The sequence below is a fragment of the Paenibacillus sp. FSL L8-0158 genome (assembly GCF_038592965.1).
Taxonomy (GTDB): domain Bacteria; phylum Bacillota; class Bacilli; order Paenibacillales; family Paenibacillaceae; genus Paenibacillus; species Paenibacillus polymyxa_D.
The window spans coordinates 3432367-3454681 of the sequence record NZ_CP151949.1 but is presented as its reverse complement, the minus strand read 5'-3'; the positions used below and the strand labels follow the sequence as shown (position 1 = coordinate 3454681).

At 45.7% G+C, this 22315-nt stretch carries 23 protein-coding genes and 1 other annotated feature; of the genes, 21 read left to right on the top strand and 2 right to left on the bottom strand.

Features of this window, described 5'->3' with window-relative positions; all coding sequences use genetic code 11:
• Position 1: 1 nt before the first annotated feature.
• From NSQ68_RS15055 to NSQ68_RS15040, 4 genes are all read left to right on the top strand, one after another.
• A complete protein-coding gene (locus NSQ68_RS15055) occupies positions 2 to 532 on the top strand; it encodes a spore maturation protein (RefSeq protein ID WP_013310760.1) in 531 nt (176 codons plus the stop codon).
• Between the two features lie 78 nt (positions 533 to 610).
• The gene (locus tag NSQ68_RS15050) at positions 611 to 1369 is read left to right on the top strand and encodes a pseudouridine synthase (RefSeq protein WP_023989197.1); all 759 of its coding nucleotides are present in this window, start codon (positions 611 to 613) and stop codon (positions 1367 to 1369) included.
• Between the two features lie 109 nt (positions 1370 to 1478).
• A complete protein-coding gene (locus NSQ68_RS15045; RefSeq protein WP_029517311.1) occupies positions 1479 to 2195 on the top strand; it encodes a response regulator transcription factor in 717 nt (238 codons plus the stop codon).
• A gap of 1 nt (position 2196) precedes the next feature.
• Positions 2197 to 3639 (top strand): ATP-binding protein, encoded by a 1443-nt coding sequence (locus NSQ68_RS15040; RefSeq protein ID WP_342426410.1) that lies wholly within the window; start codon positions 2197 to 2199, stop codon positions 3637 to 3639.
• A gap of 215 nt (positions 3640 to 3854) precedes the next feature.
• On the opposite strand, the gene serA is transcribed toward NSQ68_RS15040, so the two are convergent.
• On the bottom strand, positions 3855 to 5447 hold the full coding sequence (gene serA / locus NSQ68_RS15035) for a phosphoglycerate dehydrogenase (protein ID WP_342426409.1): 1593 nt from the start codon (positions 5445 to 5447) through the stop codon (positions 3855 to 3857).
• A gap of 261 nt (positions 5448 to 5708) precedes the next feature.
• Positions 5709 to 5958 (bottom strand) — a binding site (T-box leader).
• A 185-nt stretch (positions 5959 to 6143) separates the two neighbouring features.
• Between serA and NSQ68_RS15030 the strand changes: the two genes are divergently transcribed.
• Entirely contained in the window at positions 6144 to 6731 is a 588-nt protein-coding gene (locus NSQ68_RS15030; protein WP_069012705.1) for a type II CAAX endopeptidase family protein, read from the top strand.
• On the top strand, positions 6728 to 7069 hold the full coding sequence (locus NSQ68_RS15025; RefSeq protein ID WP_029517314.1) for a hypothetical protein: 342 nt from the start codon (positions 6728 to 6730) through the stop codon (positions 7067 to 7069). Before NSQ68_RS15030 ends, NSQ68_RS15025 begins: the two co-directional genes overlap by 4 nt.
• Positions 7070 to 7203: 134 nt before the next feature.
• Here NSQ68_RS15025 and NSQ68_RS15020 read toward each other — a convergent pair whose 3' ends face one another.
• Complete coding sequence (locus NSQ68_RS15020; protein ID WP_307346210.1) at positions 7204 to 8127, bottom strand: polysaccharide deacetylase family protein; 924 nt, start codon at positions 8125 to 8127, stop codon at positions 7204 to 7206.
• Between the two features lie 94 nt (positions 8128 to 8221).
• Between NSQ68_RS15020 and NSQ68_RS15015 the strand changes: the two genes are divergently transcribed.
• From NSQ68_RS15015 to spoIVA, 15 genes are all read left to right on the top strand, one after another.
• The gene (locus tag NSQ68_RS15015) at positions 8222 to 8599 is read left to right on the top strand and encodes a hypothetical protein (RefSeq protein WP_307346208.1); all 378 of its coding nucleotides are present in this window, start codon (positions 8222 to 8224) and stop codon (positions 8597 to 8599) included.
• Between the two features lie 197 nt (positions 8600 to 8796).
• Positions 8797 to 9411: a genetic competence negative regulator gene (locus NSQ68_RS15010; RefSeq protein WP_342426408.1), complete on the top strand. Its 615-nt coding sequence runs from the start codon at positions 8797 to 8799 to the stop codon at positions 9409 to 9411.
• A gap of 86 nt (positions 9412 to 9497) precedes the next feature.
• A complete protein-coding gene (gene prsW, locus NSQ68_RS15005; protein ID WP_342426407.1) occupies positions 9498 to 10193 on the top strand; it encodes a glutamic-type intramembrane protease PrsW in 696 nt (231 codons plus the stop codon).
• A gap of 264 nt (positions 10194 to 10457) precedes the next feature.
• The gene (ypeB, locus tag NSQ68_RS15000) at positions 10458 to 11843 is read left to right on the top strand and encodes a germination protein YpeB (protein ID WP_342426406.1); all 1386 of its coding nucleotides are present in this window, start codon (positions 10458 to 10460) and stop codon (positions 11841 to 11843) included.
• A 165-nt stretch (positions 11844 to 12008) separates the two neighbouring features.
• Entirely contained in the window at positions 12009 to 12668 is a 660-nt protein-coding gene (locus tag NSQ68_RS14995) for a flagellar brake domain-containing protein (RefSeq protein ID WP_165177242.1), read from the top strand.
• 129 nt (positions 12669 to 12797) lie between these two features.
• The gene (gene cmk / locus NSQ68_RS14990) at positions 12798 to 13505 is read left to right on the top strand and encodes a (d)CMP kinase (RefSeq protein ID WP_307346200.1); all 708 of its coding nucleotides are present in this window, start codon (positions 12798 to 12800) and stop codon (positions 13503 to 13505) included.
• A complete protein-coding gene (locus tag NSQ68_RS14985) occupies positions 13502 to 14095 on the top strand; it encodes a lysophospholipid acyltransferase family protein (protein WP_342426405.1) in 594 nt (197 codons plus the stop codon). The genes cmk and NSQ68_RS14985 overlap by 4 nt, the downstream gene beginning before the upstream one ends.
• 119 nt (positions 14096 to 14214) lie before the next feature.
• Positions 14215 to 15441: a 30S ribosomal protein S1 gene (rpsA, locus tag NSQ68_RS14980; RefSeq protein ID WP_013371699.1), complete on the top strand. Its 1227-nt coding sequence runs from the start codon at positions 14215 to 14217 to the stop codon at positions 15439 to 15441.
• 147 nt (positions 15442 to 15588) lie between these two features.
• Positions 15589 to 16911, top strand: coding sequence for a ribosome biogenesis GTPase Der (der, locus tag NSQ68_RS14975; RefSeq protein ID WP_013310744.1), 1323 nt, complete (start codon positions 15589 to 15591; stop codon positions 16909 to 16911).
• Positions 16912 to 16922: 11 nt separating this feature from the next.
• A complete protein-coding gene (gene plsY / locus NSQ68_RS14970; RefSeq protein WP_342426404.1) occupies positions 16923 to 17531 on the top strand; it encodes a glycerol-3-phosphate 1-O-acyltransferase PlsY in 609 nt (202 codons plus the stop codon).
• Entirely contained in the window at positions 17524 to 18564 is a 1041-nt protein-coding gene (locus NSQ68_RS14965; RefSeq protein ID WP_342426403.1) for an NAD(P)H-dependent glycerol-3-phosphate dehydrogenase, read from the top strand. The genes plsY and NSQ68_RS14965 overlap by 8 nt, the downstream gene beginning before the upstream one ends.
• Positions 18565 to 18729: 165 nt before the next feature.
• Positions 18730 to 19005, top strand: a complete 276-nt coding sequence (locus NSQ68_RS14960) for a stage VI sporulation protein F (protein ID WP_013310741.1) — start codon at positions 18730 to 18732, stop codon at positions 19003 to 19005.
• Positions 19006 to 19183: 178 nt separating this feature from the next.
• On the top strand, positions 19184 to 19834 hold the full coding sequence (locus NSQ68_RS14955) for a hypothetical protein (RefSeq protein ID WP_342426402.1): 651 nt from the start codon (positions 19184 to 19186) through the stop codon (positions 19832 to 19834).
• Positions 19835 to 19873: 39 nt separating this feature from the next.
• A complete protein-coding gene (locus NSQ68_RS14950; RefSeq protein ID WP_342426401.1) occupies positions 19874 to 20224 on the top strand; it encodes a 2Fe-2S iron-sulfur cluster-binding protein in 351 nt (116 codons plus the stop codon).
• Between the two features lie 421 nt (positions 20225 to 20645).
• Positions 20646 to 22124, top strand: coding sequence for a stage IV sporulation protein A (spoIVA, locus tag NSQ68_RS14945; protein WP_023989182.1), 1479 nt, complete (start codon positions 20646 to 20648; stop codon positions 22122 to 22124).
• Positions 22125 to 22315: the final 191 nt, after the last annotated feature.

The following is a 22315-nucleotide window of genomic DNA, read 5'->3' as shown; positions in this document are numbered from 1 at the left end:
CATGCTTAATTTTATAAACCTCGTATCGACTTGGGCCATTCCGGTTATTCTCGCTTTTATTCCTTTATATGCATATGCTAAAAAGGTCCCTGTCTACGATTCTTTTGTGGATGGAGCCAAAGACGGATTTTCTACCGCCATCAGCATTATTCCTCATCTCGTAGGCATGATGGTGGCGATTAGCATTTTTCGAGCATCCGGCGCCTTGGACTATTTGATCTCTTGGGTTACCCCTTGGATTAAACACTGGGGTGTACCGGGCGAGGTATTGCCTTTAGGCTTGCTTCGTCCATTGACGGGCACTGGTTCACTTGCGTTTACGACGGATCTAATTCGCACCTATGGCCCGGATTCCATGATCGGTCGGATCGCTTCAACGATTCAAGGCAGCACAGACACGACGCTATATGTGCTAACTGTATATTTTGGTGCGGTAGGTATCCGCAATGGACGGTATGCTTTGAAGGTAGGACTATTTTCAGATGTGGTTGGTTTTGTGGCAGCCATTGCGATTTGCCTGCTTGTATTTTAATTTCTGCATCGTTTTTTGAACGGGGGTTGTGATTTTGCTCATGGATGGGTATCATTAGCATGAGGTGAATTAGCGAACATGGAAAGATTGCAGAAAATATTGGCCCAAGCTGGCGTAGCTTCCAGACGTAAATGTGAGGAGCTTATTCAGGCGGGTAGCGTGGAAGTGAACGGGGTTGTCGTAACTGAACTGGGAACGAAGGCAGACCCTGATCAAGATATGATTACGGTAAAGGGACGCCCGATCAAAACCGAGAAAAAAATCTATTTGATGATGAACAAACCTAAAGGGGTCATTACGAGTGCTTCCGATCCGGAAGGTCGTAAAATCGTGTCAGACTATCTGAAAGGCGTTAAGGAACGCGTATATCCGGTGGGACGTCTCGATTACGACACCGAAGGACTGCTGTTGCTTACCAACGATGGCGAGTTCGCCAATCTGCTCACCCATCCCAAGCATCATGTGCCTAAGACATATGTGGCAACAGTCAAAGGCGTTCCGCATGGTACTGAGCTGGACAAGCTGAAAAAAGGAATCGTGCTGGAAGATGGCATTACTGCACCAGCCGAGGTAGAATATAAAGACGTAGATCCGAATGGTAAGGAGTCTGTGATCCAGATTACCATTTATGAAGGCAGAAATCGCCAGGTAAGACGGATGTTTGAGGCCATTTCACACCCAGTCATCAGACTCAAGCGGATAGCCTTCGGAGATCTTTTGCTACAAAACTTGAAGCGCGGTCTGACCAGACCCCTAACCAAGGACGAAATCAACCGTCTCATTCAACTTGCCAAATCAGACAACACGAAAAAGAAACGGACAGGACGGGGGTCATAACCCCGGCCTTTTTGGTGTAAAGAGACTGTTGGTTGAGAGTAAAGTTTGACCAAGCACGGGAAAATAGTAAAATAGAGAGAATGCTTTTTTTAGCGAAGGGGCTGGGAATATGTCAGAACAAAGCAACCGCATATTAATTGTAGATGATGAAGAACGCATTCGACGCCTTCTGCGGATGTATCTGGAAAAAGAAGGATATGCAATTGATGAAGCTGAGGATGGCGAGATTGCCCTCCAAAAAGCGACTGCAAGCGATTACAGCATTATTTTGCTCGATGTGATGCTTCCAGGGATGGATGGGATTGAGGTGTGTACACGGCTGCGTCAGACCAAAGCTACACCTGTGATTATGCTGACTGCCAAAGGTGAGGAAGTGAACCGTGTACAAGGCTTTGAAGTCGGAGCTGACGATTATGTGGTTAAGCCCTTTAGCCCGCGAGAAGTCATCTACCGGGTGAAGGCGATTTTACGCCGCTCGTCGGAAACTGCCTTTTTAACAAAAGAAGCGGTACCAAGCAATAGTATTGTTTTTCCGAATCTTATCATTGAGCATGATGCGCACCGGGTAACTGCGGGTGGGATTGAAATCAGTCTCACGCCTAAAGAGTACGAGCTGTTGCATTATTTGGCGGTGTCACCAGATAAAGTCTTCTCACGCGAAGAACTGCTGAAAGACGTTTGGAATTACGAATTTTTTGGTGATCTGCGCACTGTGGATACGCATGTGAAACGACTTCGTGAAAAGTTGAATAAGGTATCGCCAGAGGCAGCGGCTATGATTACGACCGTGTGGGGCGTAGGTTATAAGCTGGAGGTTCCAAAATAACGTGAACTTCTGGAGATCGCTGGTAGGCAAGCTGTGGATCACCATCATTTGCCTTGTAGGCTCTGTGCTTATTTTTTTAGGGCTTTTTTTATTGCCGTACATCAACAGAAATTTTGCGGCGTATGAATCGACGGAAATCAAGCATTTGTTCACCTATACATGTATTGTCGGATTTTTATTGACGACCTTTTTTGCCCTATTTCTTTTTACTAAAATCACACAGCCTATGCAGCTGTTGATTCAGGCGGCGAATGCCATTCGTGAGGGAAGGTATGATACTCGGCTTTCGCTGGTGACCAGTGATGAAATTGGAGAACTGGCGAAAACTTTTAATCATATGTCTACGGAACTGGAAGCAACGATCCGCAGTCTGAATGAGGAGAAAAACCATTTATCCAGCGTACTGCGAAGCATGTCTGATGCAGTAATCACCTTCGACAGAAGCGGACAAATCATCTTGACGAATCCGCCGGCACAAAGTTTGCTGGATATCTGGAAAAAGCTGGAGTGGCAGGAGCGTGATCTGGAGGAGTTTGGAGCTTCTGTACCTGAGCCTTTGCAGTCTCTGTTCCATACCGTTATGGACAGGGGAGAGGATGTCGGAGATTATATCCATGTCAAGAAGGGCTCCTGGTCGGTGCAGATGGCGCCTCTGTATACGGATAATGCAATCCGCGGTGCAGTAGCTGTGCTTAGAGATATTACGGAAGAAGTGAAGCTAGAGAAGATGCGGAGCGATTTTGTGGCCAACGTATCTCATGAAATCCGTACACCTTTATCTATGATGCAGGGCTACAGTGAGGCGTTGCTGGATGGTATGGCGGGTTCACCTGAAGAATCCGAGGAGCTGGTACAGGTCATCCATGATGAGTCATTACGCATGGGAAGGTTAGTCAAGGATCTGCTTGATCTGGCCCGAATGGAGGCTGGTCATACAGACATGCACCGACAGGAAGTGGATGTGAATGAGTTGATCGAGCGTGTTCACCGTAAATTTACGGTACGATCAAAGGAACAGGGACTGACACTCGATTACCATGAGCATGGCCAACGTTTGCTGCTGGCTGAGGCAGATGAAGACCGACTGGAGCAGGTATTGACCAATTTGCTGGATAATGCATTCAGGCATACACCCGGCGGGAAAAAGGTTACTATTGCGGCGGATCGAATTTTGGGAGAACGGCATGAGTTAATCCGCATTCGGATTAAGGATGAAGGTGTAGGCATTGCCAGCGAGGATCTACCTTATATTTTCGACCGCTTTTACAAGGCAGATAAAGCCAGAGTACGTGGTGAGGATAAAGGGACTGGTTTGGGGCTTGCTATTGTCAAGAATATTGTAGAGGCTCATGGAGGCTCTGTCTCTGCTGCCAGCGTATTGGGGGAAGGGACGGAATTTACTATTTTGCTGCCCATCTCCAGCAAAACTAAGTTGGGTCTGTAACTGGCTTATAAGCCCTAGCTGATATACCTCGGTTCCAGGCATCCTCGGAAGAGGGTGCTTTTTGTTGAAAAATCAACATTTATCTTGTTCAACGTGGAACATCCTCTTTTAAGATGATTACTCACATGATAGATAACGTTATAAGAAAAAGACGCCTGGATAGCCAGGCGCCTCTCTTTATTATAAAATCATGGACTTCTCAATAGGGTCTGGAACTAATCTAGGACTACTTCTTGGGCAGTATTTAGTTCTGGTAAACCAACGAGTTGAATCAGTACGTCTTTCGGCACGGCTTTATCGACGGTCAGGATCATGATAGCTTCTCCGCCGACAATTTTACGCCCTACTTGCATGGAAGCGATATTGACGCCATTCTCCCCAAGCAAGGTGCCGACACGACCGATAATGCCTGGTTTATCATTGTGGGAGATGAGCAGGAAATGAGCTTCCGGTGCTACATCTACTGGGAACTGGTTCAACCGAACAATACGTTCGCCATAGCCTGCCAGCAGGGTGCCAGATACACGTTGCTCTTCGCCGCTCTGCGTTTTGAGTGTAACGGTAATCAGGTTGGTAAAACCCTTGGTGGCGGGCGCCTGAGATACGACAAGATGGACGTCACGTGTTTTGGCCAGATGTACAGAGTTTACAATGTTCACATCGCTGCCCAGATGACGGCTAAGCACACCTTTCAAAATATAGCGTGTCAGCGGCTGTGTATCCACAGAGGACAAATCGCCAGCGTAATCTATCTGAATTTCACGTACAGCCTGATTCGTGATCTGAGCGGCAAAGCTGCCCAGCTTCTCTCCAAGTGAGAAATATGGCTGCAATTGCGTCATGACGTTGGATGGTACTGGAGGCATGTTGACCGCATTTTTAAAAGGCTCATCACGCAAAATATGCAGCACTTGCTCGGATACGTCGATAGCTACATTCTCCTGAGCTTCGACAGTCGAGGCACCCAGATGTGGTGTAACGATAATTTTCGGATGGCTCAGGAATGGATGATCCTGTGCTGGCGGCTCTGACTCGAATACGTCAAAAGCTGCACCGGCAACGATACCTTCATCAATGGCTTCAACAAGAGCCATTTCATCGATAACTCCGCCCCGGGCACAGTTGATGATGCGCATTCCTTTTTTCATCACTTCAAACTGTGGACGAGCAATCATATGTTTCGTTTCCGGTGTTAATGGTGTGTGTACGGTCATAAAATCTGCGTTGCGAATAATTTCATCCACGCTCGCCAGCTTAATGCCCAGCTTCTCAGCGCGTTCTTCCGTTAGAAATGGATCATAGCCGAGGATGCTCATGCCAAATGCTTTGGCACGTTTAGCCACCTCACTGCCAATACGTCCCATGCCGAGGACTCCAAGTGTTTTGTTACGCAGTTCGACACCGAGGAATGTTTTACGATCCCATGTACCGCCAATGGTTTTGGCATATGCCTGTGGAATATGACGTGCAAGAGCCATCATCATCGCAAAAGTGTGCTCACATGTCGTAATTGTGTTGCCGTCAGGGGCGTTAATAACGATAATCCCACGTTGTGTTGCTGCTTCGAGGTCGATGTTATCCACTCCGACCCCAGCTCGCCCTACAACCTTGAGGTTCTTACCTGCCGTCATGATGCGTTCGGTCACCCGAGTTTGGCTTCGAACGAGTAATGCGTCATAGTCACCAATAATTTGAACTAATTCATCCTCGCTGAGACCTGTGTTCTTGTCCACCGTAACATCGTCTGCATCCATCAGTTGCTGGATGCCCAGGTCACTGATTGGATCGGATACTAACACTTTAAACATTTGGTTTCCTCCTCAAAGTTAACTTCTTTTATGGACAGGATGTACTTCAAACTGAAATACATTCCATAAAGAACATGAAAAAACTTGAAATGCTTCTAAAAGTACAGGAGAGCGGTGTGAAATACTAGTGTGATAACGCATTGACGCAGAAAAGGAATGGAATAGCATTATGCACCAAACTAACGACCAAAAGTCTTGTGCGGAGACGCTCTGCGGTTTTCGGGCATCAAAAAAACCCCCGAATCACATACTATCTCCATAGTAAGGGACGAGAGTTATCGTGGTACCACCCTAATTCGCAGCCATTTCGCAATGGACTGCCTTAAGCGGTCATTAAATGACCGAAAGGATAACGGTTTTCTGCCGATTGCATCTAATGCCGGGAAATATTCCCCAGACCTCGGTGCAATAACTCAGGAGCGCTGAAAGTAGTTACTTCGCCACCGGCTTCCACCCAAGCACCGGTTCTCTGAGGACGAAATCAATACCTTTTCTCCATCATTGTTGTTGTCGCTAATAATTTTTTCATAATGTATCATGGCTTACATGGGCATGTCAATAGGACATGCGACATGTGAGGATAGCCGGCTAGATATATAGCTACAGAATGCGGAAAATTAAGATTTAAGTCTTCTTGAATCCGACCGACTTTTTGGCTATGATGCTAAAGAAGACTATGCAGAGGACTAACTAACTATGAAAAAGCTTAAAGTGAAATGGAAAAGAGCGCAAATTCATGAATTGAACGACCGCTTGCTGCTTTACAATTTGTATCTAACTCAGGGGCTGACCCTGCTGATTGGCGCAATCTGGATATTTTTTCAGAAAAGAAATTTGTTAGAACTATTTGCATTGCCGAACACTCTGCACGTCTTATGGTGGGGATTGGGATTGGCCGCCGCTATGTTACTTGTGGATCTGCTGCTATCCCGGATTATGCCTGAGGATGCTATGGATGACGGTGGTATTAACCAAATGCTGTTTCAAAATCGTCCGGTTTGGCATATTATTTGTATAGCAGCTATCGTTTCTATCTGTGAGGAACTCTTGTTCAGAGGTGCGATTCAGTACAGCTTTGGTCCTTATTGGACAAGTATTTTATTTGCGGTGATTCATATCCGATATTTACGGCATTGGATTCCCACTGGCTGGGTTTTTCTTAGCAGTTATGGATTGGGCTACATATATGTGCAGACCGGTAGTCTGTGGGCACCGATCATTTGTCATTTTGTAATTGACCTTATATCTGGTTTAGCGTTACGTTTTCGGAGGTATGAAGAATGAATCAGGAACTTAGCAGAGTGCAGACCTATGGTAGCCGTCGAAATGGTCGCAAAGGCAAGGAAGAGGACAGGTCAAAATCTAAACCAGTTCGCTCCCGTGCTTCACGGCCCGTGCCAGAATTGGCTCACGTTGCCGCTGCACCAGAAGTTGCTGTGACGATGGAGGGTGACACTCCTGCCAGCGAGTACCGAACGCGGGCAGAAATGTTTCCGTCCCGCCGTATTCGGGTAAGCAAGTGGTTTTTAAACTTTTTGAGCACTCTTTTTGTGCTGATTACTGCAGCGTTACTGTGGTGGGGCGTCAAGGGTGCACCACCCATCAGTGAAATGCTTTGGTAATATAAAGTTTTGTCTGTGCTTAGGTCAAGGCGCGTAATGATACGGTGAAAAGGCCTCCATCTCCGCATGAATAACGGAGAATGGAGGCCTTTATTGCATTATCTATAGTTAATCCGTAGTATACGCAAGGTCTATTAGCTGGCAGGAACCTCAATGCCTTGAGGATCGACAAATTGGTAACCCTTTTGCTCAAGGCGCGTCAATAGACCGTCCAGCGCCTCAGCTGTCCATGGCAGTTCATGCATCAAAATATTGCTGCCTGGATGAAGTTGTTCTGTTACGTTTTTAAGAAGTGCCTCCGTTTTATTAGGCTGATTTTTTTTCATTGTCCAGTCCAGAGAACCGACGGACCATGTCATGTATAGGAGACCGTTTTCCTTAGCGACCTTGCGACCTACGTCCCCGCCTGCACCATGAGGGGGGCGGAAGAAGACGGGGGCTTGGCCTGTAATATCCTTAACAGCTTTTTGTACCGTTTCAATCTGTTTTTTGACCTCGGGCTCAGATTTATTCTTCAGTACGATGTGATCCCAGCTATGGTTGCCGATGGGCTGTCCACGGTCATGGATAAGTTTGAGCAACTCAGGATGCTTTTTTACACGGTAACCGTTTACGAAGAAAATCGCTTTCGCTTTGTGTTTATCCAATACATCTATGATTTTGTTAATCATGGCTGCTTCCTTAGGACCATCATCAAAGGTCAATAACACGACTTTTTTTTCGGTACCTTGTTGGTTAGGGATTACATTGTAAGCTTTGTCCAAGTGATACATTTTGTTATTGGTAGTTGCAGATGTCGCAGCTCCTGTTTCGTTGGTTTCGCTGGTTTTATCATTTTGTGCATTGGTTTTATCCGCTGAGTTGTGATCATCACTGCCTGCTTGCTTACTGCTGCTTTTTGGGGAAGAGACGTTGCTCTGATCTTTGGCGCTGTTACTTGAGTCAGATGCTACCGAATCCTGCTGGTTGCTTGTTGCCGCAGATTCAGGCTTGGTTGCAGTGCAAGCACTAAGCAGCAGACATGCGGTGAACAAAATGGCTGCTGTTTTTGTACCCATTATTTCATCTCACCTTCCTGTATTTTATACCGTATGAGTTTGTCACTACTGACGAACACTATGCTTGATTCTACCACAAAGGGAGGTTCTAATTGTGAAAACATCTTCATTTTTCCTGGGAATCGTTTTGGGCGCTGTCGCAAGCTCTATGATCTCCCGTAACCGCAACATGTTGGGCTTATCTATGGACATAGGTGGAAAAAAAGGCGGCAATTTAGTGCAGCAAGCCCGTACTAAAATGATGGACGCGGCATTCCCCGGGATGGGCGAGATTAAGCTCAATAAAGAAGACACCCATAAGGATCAAGACCATCATTCACAAACAGATAAAACCGCTTATAACGCCCATACTGCCAAGAACAAAGAAGAGAATATGAAGTTGATTAAAGACTTCATCAGCACAAGTCCCGATGTTAAACGTGAGGTCGAGCAAATTTTGAAAGAAACTCATACAGCCGTACCGGGATTGTAACCCAGAAACCTTTATTCCGAATCATTTTGCGGCTTTTTTGTAAAAGCCGTTCAAATGATTCTTTTTTTTATCTTTTTATTGCGTGCATTTACGATTATAAAATGATAACATGATTACATAGAACCATTTTCATCACAGGCATCATAATTGCATCATAATCTGTTAATAACACTCGGCTGCCAGGAGGAGGGTCCAGTATGAAAATAGAAAGATTAAGTCAGGACAAGATACGGATTTTCCTTACCTTTGACGATTTGAGCGAACGCGGTATTCAAAAAGACGATATGTGGCAAGAAATTCCTAGAGTTCATGAGCTGTTTACCGAAATGATGGATCAGGCATACAGCGAGCTGGGCTTCGACGCCACGGGACCGTTAGCTGTCGAAGTCTTTGCGCTTCCTGCTCAAGGAATGGTTGTTATCGTCACTCGGGGTAAATACGACCATCAACAGTATGGTTCGGGTCCCGATGAGGAGCTTCCAGAGGAAGTCTACGAAATGGAAGTCACGTTGGAGCATAGTGATTCCATCGTTTATGCGTTTAGCGATTTCGAAGTACTCATAGAAGCGGCTCATATGCTTCGTAGCAACACTACGGAAGCAGGTAAGCTGTATCATTATAGAGGAAAATGGATTCTGCATTTGGAACCAGAAGAAGTAGAGGAGTCCAAGCTTGCGGCTTTAATCGCGGTTCTTGCTGAATTTGGAGAAGGCTCATCCGTTACACCAGCTATGTTGGAAGAGTACGGCAAACTGGTCATTCCTGAACAGGCAGTTTCTGTCATCTGCACTCATTTTGACAGCCGTTCTTGATTCGTCTTATCGAAAGTGATATCGAAGTGAATTTGTCGGCTCTGCGCTGAAAGCAGAGCCGACTCATTTTTATGGAGGGATGATCGGTGCTTCTGTTTTCAGTTTTAGCGGCAGCCACAGCGCCGGGTCTCGCCTTATTGATGTATTTTTACTTGAAGGACAGATATGATTCGGAGCCACTACACATGGTTATTAAAGTGTTTTTGCTCGGCTTTTTGGTGGTTCTTCCTGTCATGATTTTTCAACGCGGGCTGCTGCTATGGCTAGGGGATCACACGTTAATCCAGGCGTTCGGCATTTCAGCCGGAGTGGAAGAGTTTTTTAAATGGTTTCTGTTGTATCACATCATCTATAATCATACCGAGTTCGACGAGCCTTATGATGGTATTTTGTATGCGGCCGCAGTCTCACTCGGATTTGCAACAGTTGAAAATCTGTTATATGCCTGGGCGGGCCATGCCTCAGTTAGCATGATGCTGATGAGATCACTGCTACCGGTATCCGGTCATGCGATGTTTGGCGTAATGATGGGCTACTACATGGGGAAGGCCAAGTTTTCAGAAGGCTTGAGGAGCAAATACATGTTGCTGCTGTCATTGGTGCTTCCATGGTTCTGGCACGGAGTATATGATTTGATTTTAACGGAATTTTCGCATGACTGGATCTGGTTTATCATTCCACTTATGGCCTTTCTATGGTATGGAGGAATGGCGAAGATCAGTCGAGCTAATAACCGTTCTCCTTTTCGTTTGTTAAAACGGGAAGAAAAGGTTAACATGTAACAAAATGGGACACACTGATCTGACAAACGTGTTAGAGAAAGAGGTGTCTTTTTTTGCGTATAAAAGTTAGAATTCATTGTAAAAGATGCGGAGAACGCTTTGTGCTGAGAGGACGCATAGAGCAAGGACAGATTCAGACCGGCTTTAAACGCTGTATTTGCGATAACTGTGAGTTTATTGTTGAAGTCATGGAAAACCATGCATAATAGAGCTTTCTTCTTGTCACACTATCGGTAGTGTACTTGAAGAAAGGAGACTCCCAATATGTATAAGCGACTTAGTTCCGTATTGTTCCCGGTGGTTACCCTGATGATGATAGGAGCATTTGTGTGGGGTTATCAGCAAAGCCAGATGAGAAAAGAGGTGTCTCTTCAGGCAAATAGCATGTCGATAAAAGCGGAAAATCAATACCAGCGTGCGTTTCACGATTTGTCGTTTCATATGGATCAGCTGCATTCTCAACTCGGTAACGCGGTTGCTGTCCATAATACTTCACACGCGATGCACCGCAAATGTTTGATGAACGTGTGGAGGATTACAAGTGAGGCTCAAAATGAGGTTAATCAGTTGCCCCTCAATGTAATGCCTTTTAATCATGCCAAGGATTTGCTGTCACATCTATCCGCGTTTTCGTATCAGACCGCTGTTCGTGATCTGGATCACGAGCCTTTAAACGAGAAAGAAATTTCGAACCTGAAAACGTTGTATAACAATTCCAAAGAAATTTCGAAAAACATGCACGAAGTGCAGCAAAAAGTCCTTAGCAAAAATTTGCGCTGGATGGATGTCGATATGGCGGCAGGTTCTCAAACTGGACCGAAGGACAACACCATTATTGATGGCTTTAAAACCGTGGACAAAAAGGTGGAAAACTATAAGGAGCTGGATTGGGGACCGTCTGTAGCCAGCATCTATGATAAACGCTCTGTGAAAAAATTGAGTCTCCCGCCAGTAAATGCAGAACAAATTAAACGAAATGCTGCTGAATTTACAGGAAAACCGGAAAGTCAGATCCGGGTGAACGAAAACGGTAAAGGAACGGAATGGGCATCTTATACAGCTACCCTGCTAAATAAGAAGCAGCCCGTGGCCAGCATGGATTTTACGAAAAAAGGCGGCAAGCTTATTTCTTATCATGACATGAGGGCAGTAGGTCCTAAAAAAGCAACACGTAATGAAGCGATTCGCTATGCTAGTGAATATCTTGAACAAAAAGGTTACAAAGACATGAAGCCAGTTGCGTATGATGAAAGCGGGAATTTAGCTAACATTACATTTGCGAGCCAACAAGGGGATGTGATTATCTATCCAGAAAAAATCACAGTCAGATCAGGCCTTGATAACGGACAAGTGATCGGTTTTCAATCCAGTGATTATGTGTATGAGCATAGTCATCTCCGCCGCATTCCGCAAGCGAAATTGAATTTGAATGCAGCACGAGCAAAATTGAATCCTGAGTTTCGTGAAACTTACCACCGTAAAGCCTTAATTGAAAATGAACTTTCGAATGAAGTTCTCTGTTATGAATTTGGTGGTAAAATCAATGGTTCCGTTTACCGGATATACATTAACGCCAATACGGGGATGGAAGAAACGATTGAAGAGGTTAAAGATTCAGATGAACCTCAGGTTACTGCAAGTAATGCGTAGTTGATTACATGAAAATGAATCAATAGTCACTTTAAACCTCCTTCATGAAGGAGGTTTTTTGTGCTTTAGTCATAGTTCAAACAAATATAATGCTTAATATAGGCATAAAGTCGTGGTATTATATACCTTAATTAGAGCTTTTAATGGACAAGGATGGTGGATCATTTGTTTCCCAAAATTAATGATGTGTTATACATACAAGTGGCTGGTACTGACCATAAGGACGAGATTTTTGAATTTAAGTCTCGTATTGCAGAAGAGGAGTCACAGAACTTTTTAATTGAAATTCCTATGTCACAAACAAGTGGGCATTTGAAAAAATTGTTTCTAGGGGAAGAACTGTCTATATTTTTTATGAGCGAGGGTGGGATTAAAAATTATTTTAATACCCACGTTACGGGTTTTAAAGAGGATATCCTCCGGATGGTTCGTATCCACAAACCTGCTCCAGACAGCATCAGCAAAATTCAGCGTCGAAACTTTCTTCGGGTTAAGGCCAACTTGGAAATTGCAGTAAAGCATGGTGCGAACGAGTCCAGATTTGTAGCAGAGACACATGATGTAGGAGGCGGGGGTGTTTCTTTTCACACCCAGGGAACTCATCATCTTGAAGAAGGAGAATCATTGTCTTGCTGGATTTTAGTTCCATATAAAAACGGCACTCAGGAGCATGTTCCGTTCCAATCTGAAATTGTGCGCATTCAGCAGATGGAAAATGGTCGCAAACTCATTATGCTGAAATATGAGGAAATCGCTGATCAGGAGCGCCAAAAACTGATTAAATATTGCTTTGAAAGACAGCTGGAATTCCGGGGGAAATCTTAATCATCCGATATTTTTCTTTTTTAGTAAACCTGTCGCTTATTTTGCATCGCCTATAAATGTGTGGTATAATTTTCACGTCGCAGGCAATGCCTGCTTTTTTCTTGAGGTTAGGTTAGGAGGAATTCCCTGTTGGCAAGGCAACATGTATCTTCAATTAACAAAATAAATGTAGCCATTGATGGACCTGCTGGTGCAGGGAAAAGTACAGTGGCCCGCCTGGTGGCGAAAGCACTTTCTTATGTATATGTAGATACCGGAGCCATGTACCGAGCAGCAACGTGGTACATGATGCGTAAGGAAATTCCTGCAGAAAATATACAAAAAGTGCTTCAACATGTACCTGAGCTGGTGATTGAATTAGTACCGGACCCCACAGGCCAAAAGGTTTATTGTAACGGGGAAGATGTAACCACTGTGATCCGTTCGATGGAAGTGACTAGCAACGTGTCACAGTATTCAAGTATTGCTGGTTTACGTACACGTTTGACTGAAAACCAGCGTGAGATGGCTGCACGCAAGGGTGTCGTTATGGATGGTCGCGATATTGGAACAACTGTACTTCCCGATGCGGAAGTCAAGGTGTTCATGACCGCAAGTGTTCAGGAACGTGCCTCCCGCCGTTTTAAAGAACTGAGCGAAACTGATGATATCACTCTGGAACAACTGGAACGTGACATTGCGGCACGTGACAAGCTTGACGAGGAGAGGGAGGTATCCCCGCTTCGTTGCAGTGAGGACGCCATCGTGCTCGATACGACCCAAATGGGCATTCAGGATGTCGTTGATACGATCGTATCTTATTGCTTAACGGAGAAGGATGGAGAGATCAGCCAATGATATATACTGTATGCGCCAGTATTTTGCGTCTCATTTACCGCGTTCTGTTTAGACTTGAGGCGGTAGGCAGGGAAAATGTTCCTGCTGAGGGTGGAGTGCTGTTGTGTTCTAATCATATTAGTAATCTTGACCCTCCTACAGTTGGTATTTTGCTGAAGCGAAAGGTTCACTTTATGGCAAAAGCCGAGCTGTTTAATGTTCCTGTACTGGGTCCACTAATTGGGAAACTGGGAGCTTTTCCAGTCAAACGTGGTGGTGTAAGTAAGGAATCCATTAAGCTGGCATTGAACATTTTGCGTGATGGTAAGGTTATGGGAATCTTTCCCGAAGGTTCCAGAGGAGCTGGGGGAATCGGTAAAAAGGGTGCTGCAAGCTTTGCGCTACGCAGTGGAGCGGCTGCCGTTCCGGTCGCCATTATTGGTGATTACAAGCTTTTCCGTAAAACGAAAGTGTTATACGGTAAACCTGTCAATTTGGACGCTTACCAAAAGGGTGTCGATATCGAAGGAGATCCGCTTGAACTGGCAACAGAAGCAATTATGTCTCGTATTCGCACGATGAAGGAAACGGGTAAGCCTACGAATAACTGAAGGCTTGCATGAATTGTGTCTAAGCTCGGAAAACTAGAACAAAAGTTTATTTATGTTTTGAACTCTGCCATGCGCAGGTTTAAATAAATGGTTTTTTTTGAATTGAGGAGGGTATTGACATGTCGGAAGAAATTAAAAATCAAGAAGCTGCTGAAGCGGCAAATCAAGACGAGCTCGATCAAATCGTCTCCCTGAAAAAAGGTGACACCGTTAAGGGTACAATCGTGAAATTGGAAGATAACCAAGCGGTAGTAAGCATTGGATATAAATACGATGGAGTTATTCCAATTCGCGAGTTGTCTTCTGGTCTGGATAACGCAGAAGAAGCAGTGCAAGTAGGCCAAGAGGTTGAAGCTAGAATTATCAGCATTGACGATGGCAAGGAAAAACTTGTTCTGTCCAAACGTGCAATCGACAGTGAAAATGCTTGGGAAAAGTTGGAGCAACTGTTCGAAAGCAAAGAAGTATTTGAAGTCGTTGTAAATGATGTCGTTAAAGGCGGCATCGTGGTAGACGTGGGTCTGCGCGGATTTATCCCTGCATCCATGGTAGAACGTCACTTCGTAGAAGATTTCAGTGATTACAAAGGCCGCACATTGCGTGTTGTTGTAAAAGAACTGGATCGTGAAAACAACAAAGTGATCCTTTCTCAAAAAGACGTTCTGGAAGCAGAATTCGAAGCCAACAAGCTTAAAGTAATGGCTGAGCTGAAAGAAGGCCAAGAAATCGTAGGTACGGTTCAACGTCTTACTCAGTTCGGTGCTTTCGTAGATGTTGGCGGCGTGGACGGTCTGGTTCACGTATCTGAAATTGCTTGGACTCATGTTGATAAGCCTTCTGATGCAGTTTCTGAAGGAGATCAAGTGAAAGTGAAAGTCTTGAAAGTAGATCCTGAAAAAGGAAAAATCAGCCTGAGCATGAAAGCTGCACAGCCTGGTCCTTGGGAATCGGCTGCTGGACAATTCAACAACAATGACATCGTAACAGGTGTTGTAAAACGTCTGGTTAACTTCGGCGCATTCGTTGAAATCGCTCCTGGCGTGGAAGGTTTGGTTCATATTTCCCAAATTTCCCACAAACACATTGGAACTCCACAAGAAGTTCTGGAAGAAGGACAAGAAGTGAAAGTTAAAATTCTTGAAATGAATCCTTCCGAAAAACGTGTTAGCCTGAGCATTAAAGAAACTGAGGAAGCTCCTGAAGCTGCTCCTAAAGCAGAAAGAGCACCACGTGCATCTCGTGCACCTCGTGAGGAACTGAATAATCCTAACGTTTCCCTCAATAATTCCGGTTTGAGCATTACGCTCGGCGAGCGTTTTGGCGATAAGCTGAACAAATTTAAATGAGTTTAAATCAATACATTTTATAATAAGCATAACGTACACCATCGGCGGACCCAGAGGGTTCGCCGATTGTTGTTACGTGACCATATCGCCAATAGGTATGTTTTTTGCTATGATGATATCGGAAGAATTGACAGGAGGAGTGAATTTATGGCAAGACCCGTTGTGGCTATCGTTGGTCGTCCGAATGTGGGCAAGTCCACTATTTTTAATCGGATAATCGGGGATCGTTTGTCCATCGTGGAAGATAAACCCGGAATCACTCGTGACCGTATATACGGTATATCGGAGTGGAATGGCAAATCCTTCAGTATTATTGACACCGGCGGCATTGAGATTGATGGTGAGGATGTCATTTTAAAATCCATCCGTATGCAGGCCGAACTTGCAATAGAAGAAGCAGATGTAATTGTATTCATGAGTGATGCGAAAGCAGGAATTACACAGTCAGATGAAGAGGTAGCTCAAATGCTATATCGTTCGGGTAAACCGATCATCGTAGCTGTCAACAAGGTTGACAACCTCAGTCGCGCCGATTTGATTTATGAGTTTTATTCTTATGGATTTGGTGATCCAATCGCTGTTTCTGGTAGCCATGGCACAGGGATAGGCGATCTGCTAGATGCCATTACATCCAATTTGCCTGAGCTGGAAGAAGATCACTATGATGAAGACGTTATTCGTGTTGCCTTGATCGGCCGCCCGAATGTAGGTAAATCTTCACTAGTTAATGCCATTCTGGGAGAAGAGCGGGTTATCGTTAGTGACATTGCAGGCACGACACGTGATGCAATTGATACACCTTTTGAAAAAGACGGTCAAAAGTATGTACTGATTGATACGGCAGGTATGCGTAAACGTGGCAAGGTATATGAAACGACCGAAAAATATAGTGTAATGCGTGCCATGCGTGCCATTGAGCGTGCAGATGTTGTACTGGTCGTTATTAACGGCGAGGAAGGCATTATTGAGCAGGATAAGCACATTGCTGGCTATGCTTATGAAGCGGGTAAAGCATCGCTGTTTGTCGTTAACAAATGGGATGTCGTGGACAAGGACGATAAAACGATGCACCAGTTTGAAACGAAAATTCGCGATCACTTTCTGTTTATGACATATGCTCCGATTGTGTTCTTGTCTGCAAAAACGAAGCAACGCCTGCAAAAGCTGCTTCCTGTTGTACAGCATGTGGCACAGCAGCATGTGTTGCGTATTCAGACACATTTGCTGAATGATGTAATTTCCGATGCGGTTGCCATCAATCCTCCACCAACAGACAAGGGACGTCGTCTGCGCATTAACTATGTGACCCAGGTTGCTGTTAAGCCGCCTACGATGGTTGTATTCGTAAACGATCCAGAAATAATGCACTTCTCTTATGAGCGTTATCTGGAGAACAAAATTCGCGCCGCCTTCAATTTTGAAGGAACTCCAATTCGAATCTTTACGCGGCGCAAGTCTGACGAAAGTTAGGAGCGAATAGGTTGATTTTACAAATCGTTGCCATCGTACTCAGTTACTTGCTTGGCTCTGTCAGCTTTAGTTTGCTGTATGGAAAATTAAAAGGAATCGACATTCGCCAACATGGGAGCGGCAATGCCGGTGCGACGAATACGCTGCGTGTGCTTGGAAAAGGCCCAGCTATTCTGGTACTGCTGCTAGACGTACTTAAAGGGGTTATTGCGGTACTAATAGGGCACTGGCTAGGTGGGGAATCATCCTGGGTACCGGGTTTGTGCGGCATCGCGGCGATTGCGGGCCATAACTGGCCGGTATATTTTCACTTCCGTGGAGGAAAAGGTATTGCGACTGCTATTGGTGTATTGGCATCGCTTGCCTTACTGCCCGCCCTATATGCCGGAATCATTGCGATATTTGCAATCGTAATGACGCGTTACGTATCCCTTGGATCGCTCATTTTTGTCATTTTGACCCCTTGGATATTACTTGTGCTTGGTTATGCATGGCCGTTATTCTGGACGGCTCTAATCATTTGCCTGTTTGCTGTGTGGAGACACCGTACCAACATAGTCAAGCTGGTGCGGGGGAATGAGAATAAGCTTGGCTCCAAAGGAGGAGATCGTCTTGTCTGAGAAAATAGCTGTGCTGGTCGCGGGGAGTTGGGGAACAGCCCTGGCTTCCGTTCTTGCGGCCAATAACAACGATGTCTCTGTCTGGACGAGAAACGAGCAGCAAGCAGCTGAAATCAATGAGAAGCATACGAATGAGCATTATTTACCGGGCTCCATTTTGTCTGATCGCATTTCAGCTACAACTGATATGCAGACTGCGGTATCTGGTGCTAAAGCAGTGATAATCGTATCTCCTTCGGCTGCTGCTCGTCAGGTAGCACGTAGTCTGAAAGCTCATTTTAGCAAGGATATGCTGGTAGTGCATGCCATTAAAGGTTTCGAAACAGAAACGCTTAAACGTATGTCCACGGTGATCTCGGAAGAACTGGAGGTCGCGGAGGGGGATATTGCCGTGCTGTCTGGTCCGAGTCATGCGGAAGAAGTGGTGAGGAAATGTCCTACAACGGTCGTTGTAGCTTCCTCCAATGAGCAGGCTGCACAGGCTGCACAGGAGCTGTTCATGAACTCCTATTTCCGTGTCTACACAAACCGCGATTTGCTCGGCGTGGAACTGTCCGGGGCACTAAAAAACATTATCGCATTGGGTGCGGGAATGTCAGATGGACTTGGTTTCGGTGATAATGCCAAAGCAGCTTTATTGACCCGTGGGTTGGCTGAAATTACCCGTGCCGGAGTTGAGATGGGTGCTAATCCATTAACCTTTGCCGGCCTGGCTGGTATTGGCGATCTAGTGGTCACGGCAACGAGTCGTCACAGTCGCAACTGGCGTGCAGGGTCACTTTTGGGACAGGGCCAACAGCTTGATGCTGTGCTGGAATCTATGGGTATGGTCGTAGAAGGTATTCGAACGACAAAAGCGGCATACGCCATCTCTCAAAAATTAGGTGTTCAGATGCCTATTACAGAGGTACTGTATGGAGTACTGTTTGAAGGACGTGACGTCCGTAAGGCCGTTGAGGCGCTAATGGGTCGCGACCCTAAGACCGAGATGGAAGTCATGCCACTTCAAACTTGGGAGCAATGGCATTCTTAAGGGCTCAGATGACTTTAATAATATAAAGGCTGTCTCATAGTAGATTTTTTCTATAATGGGATAGCCTTTTTTAGTTAGGCGTTTGGCATGTCTTATGTACGCTTAATCACCTTTTGTCTTCGCCACTCATAGACTGAGTTGAGCAATGGCGGAGGAGGGGAGATTATGAATAAAAACTTTCCGAAAGATGCATTGAAGGCCATTAACAAAAAAGGCGGCAAAAACATATCCGAAAATGCAGTGAAAAAGCTGGCAGGCACGGTAAAGGCGGACACGCTTCAAAGCGAAGCGCAACTGCGTCAGCTTATCAAGCAGGTGTCTGCGATGGCCAACATTCCGGTGTCGGAAGATACAGTAAGGGATATTGTTGGTGCCGTCAAAAAGAGCGGAATGAATCCTTCCAATATGGAAGCGTTGATGAAAATGATGATGAAAAAATAGACCGCTGGCCGCACGCCGGTTAGTATTATTCACCGTGAACCGGGAAGGTTCGCGGTTTTTTTTATATTTTAGAGTGGGTAACCGCTTTTACAGTACACAAAATATCGAACTGCCCTGTCGAACATGTTATAATGATGCCCATCAGGAAACGGAAGGAAAGACAGCAAAGGAGGAAACAATGTTGAAGGAGGCAATATCATCAGTGTTAGTAGACAGGCTTCCTCACAATCTGGCAGTTGCGCTGAGTAGCTTGGCTGAGAACTGGTCAACAGTGTCGGTTCCGTGGATGCTGGGAGGGAGTTGTTCACTACTTGCACAAGAAGTTGAACTGGATCGCCTGCCTCGGGACATTGATATTTATGCGGATATTCATGCAGCAAAGCAACTTCATGCGCACCCCCTGGGTATAAGTATAGATCGACAGCAGGTTGATCGTAGCGGCTCTTACGTTTCATTGCTGAGCCACTATGATCTGGAAGGATTTCCGGTCGAGTTGGTGGGGGGATTTGAGGTATTATGTGGCGGAGCGTTATACCGCTTAGAGATCGAGCGACTACTTTGGTCGAATGGTGTTCAGCTTGAGCTGGGGAGTGCTTCACTGCGTCTGATGCCGCTCAGTCATGAACTTTTATTCAATATATTGCGAAACCGACCCGACCGTTATAAAGCGATTGCCGATGTCATGAAGCGCGACCCGCGACGTCATATAATTGTACTGAAGCAGCTACTAGTCAGTAATATATGGAATGAGGAGCAATTGGACAAGCTTGCAGAACTTCTGCCTTGGCCAGAGCTGCACTCCGTCATCCAGATGGGCAATGAAGTATAAGTTGTGTGTGTTAGGAGAAAGACAATTGGAGGACCGTTCATGAATGTGCAGATTATGTTTAAGCCGTCAGGTAGGCGCGTACAGGTCGGTCAGGGTACGTCATTGCTTCAGGCTGCTCGTAAAGCGGGCGTATATATCCCCACTCGTTGTGACGGAAAAGCAGCCTGTCTGATGTGTAAGGTACAAATATCACCGGAGTGGGCTGAATTCGCAGACCAACCCAGCGATGCAGAGCAGCGTAAGTTGGGGCCTTTACTGGATGAAGGAATGCGCTTATCCTGCCAGGCCCGTGTCCAAGGCGATATGGAGGTAACCATACCGGAGGATAGGCTCAAGGCGGCTATCAGGCGGCAACTGGAGCGTCAGGCGCTGGATGATGAACTCTGGTAATGCCGATTATATCAGAAGAATAAAAAAAGGATGGTTTCCGACGACTCTAAACGGTCAGGAGAAACATCCTTTTTTTATTTAGTCTAGCGACGAAGTCATGGGAGAGTCTTGCCCCGCATATATTAGGTGAGTGGAACCAAACGTAAAATATCGTTTCTGCAATGATCGCTCTGTCGTAATCTATTTTTCAAAAAACTAAACATATTTTACGGAGGGGATACATATGATGGTATCAGTCCAAATGCATGTACGAGTTTACGCCGTTTCGCCGATTCCATCAGTCTCCTGAATCTCGGCGGCGGACGACTTCCGGGCATTTTAAAGGCTGTTCTGCCGCATCTGGGATCAAGCAGTTGGTTGAACACGAAGCGGATGCTCTTTAAGCATTTTTCCTTCGGAGACTTTTGAGGAGGGGATTTCATTGGAGAAAGTGGACATTTTTAAAGACATTGCCGAACGCACCGGAGGAGACATTTATCTTGGGGTCGTCGGCGCAGTCCGAACAGGAAAATCAACGTTTATCAAGCGGTTTATGGAGACGATTGTTCTGCCAAACATTACAAGTGAGGCGGACCGTGCCCGCGCCGTAGACGAGTTGCCGCAAAGTGCGGCAGGCAAGACGATCATGACGACAGAGCCTAAATTCGTACCGAATAATGCCGTCCAGATCAAAGTAACGGAAGGACTGGACGTGAATGTACGTCTGGTTGACTGTGTAGGATATGCAGTAGAAGGAGCAAAAGGGTACGAGGATGAAAATGGTCCAAGGATGATCTCCACACCATGGTTCGAAGAACCCATTCCTTTTCAGGAAGCGGCGGAAATTGGTACACGCAAGGTTATTCAGGAGCATTCGACACTCGGTGTGGTAGTCACTACAGACGGTACGATTGCGGAAATCCCGCGCAGCTCATATGTAGAGTCGGAGGAACGCGTCATTGAGGAGTTGAAGGAAGTTGGCAAGCCATTTGTTTTGGTTATCAACTCCACGCATCCGCGCAGTGATGAAACACTCCAGCTTCGCAGTGAGCTGGCTGCCAAGTACGATATACCCGTCATGACACTGAGCGCGGCGACGATGACGGAAGATGATGTTACTGGCGTACTTCGTGAAGTATTGTATGAATTTCCGGTGCATGAGGTGAATGTAAACCTGCCGAGCTGGGTCATGGTACTGAACGAAGAGCACTGGCTGCGTAGCAATTATGAAAATTCCGTTCGCGATACGGTTAAAGATATTCGACGCCTGCGTGATGTAGATCGAGTGGTTGGTCAGTTTATGGAATATGAATTCATAGACAGGGCCGGGTTGAGTGGGATGAATATGGGGCAGGGTGTAGCAGAAATTGATCTGTATGCTCCCGATGAGCTGTATGACCAGATTTTGGTCGAAGTCGTCGGGGTAGAGATTCGCGGCAAGGATCATTTGCTGCAAATGATGCAGGACTTTGCCCATGCCAAACGGGAGTACGACCGCTTCGCCGAGGCGCTGGAAATGGTCAAGACAACGGGATATGGCATTGCCGCGCCGTCGTTGTCCGAGATGGCACTAGACGATCCGCAGTTGATTCGGCAGGGTACAAGGTTTGGTGTGCGGCTCAAGGCAACAGCACCTTCCATACACATGATCCGTGTCGATGTGGAGTCGGAATTTGCTCCGATTATCGGAACAGAAAAGCAAAGTGAGGAACTTATGCGCTATCTGATGCAGGATTTTGAAAATGACCCAATCAAAATTTGGGAGTCAGACATTTTCGGACGTTCGCTGCATTCCATTGTACGGGAAGGCATTCAGGGCAAAATCGCTATGATGCCGGACAATGCACGCTATAAGCTGCAGGAAACGCTGGGTCGTATCATTAATGAAGGCTCCGGCGGTCTCATTGCTATTATTCTTTAAGGATAAGCCACACACAAAAAATGTATAGAGAAATACCGTGGAGAGAAATTTGCTCTCTACGGTTCGCAGAAAACAAAAAATTAGACTAACTTCTAAAACCAAACAGGGGTAGCCAAGGACGAGTAAATAAAGTCCTAGACTACCTCTGTTTTTATTGAGCTTTTGTTACTCGTAAAGTGCTGTAGGTGGAT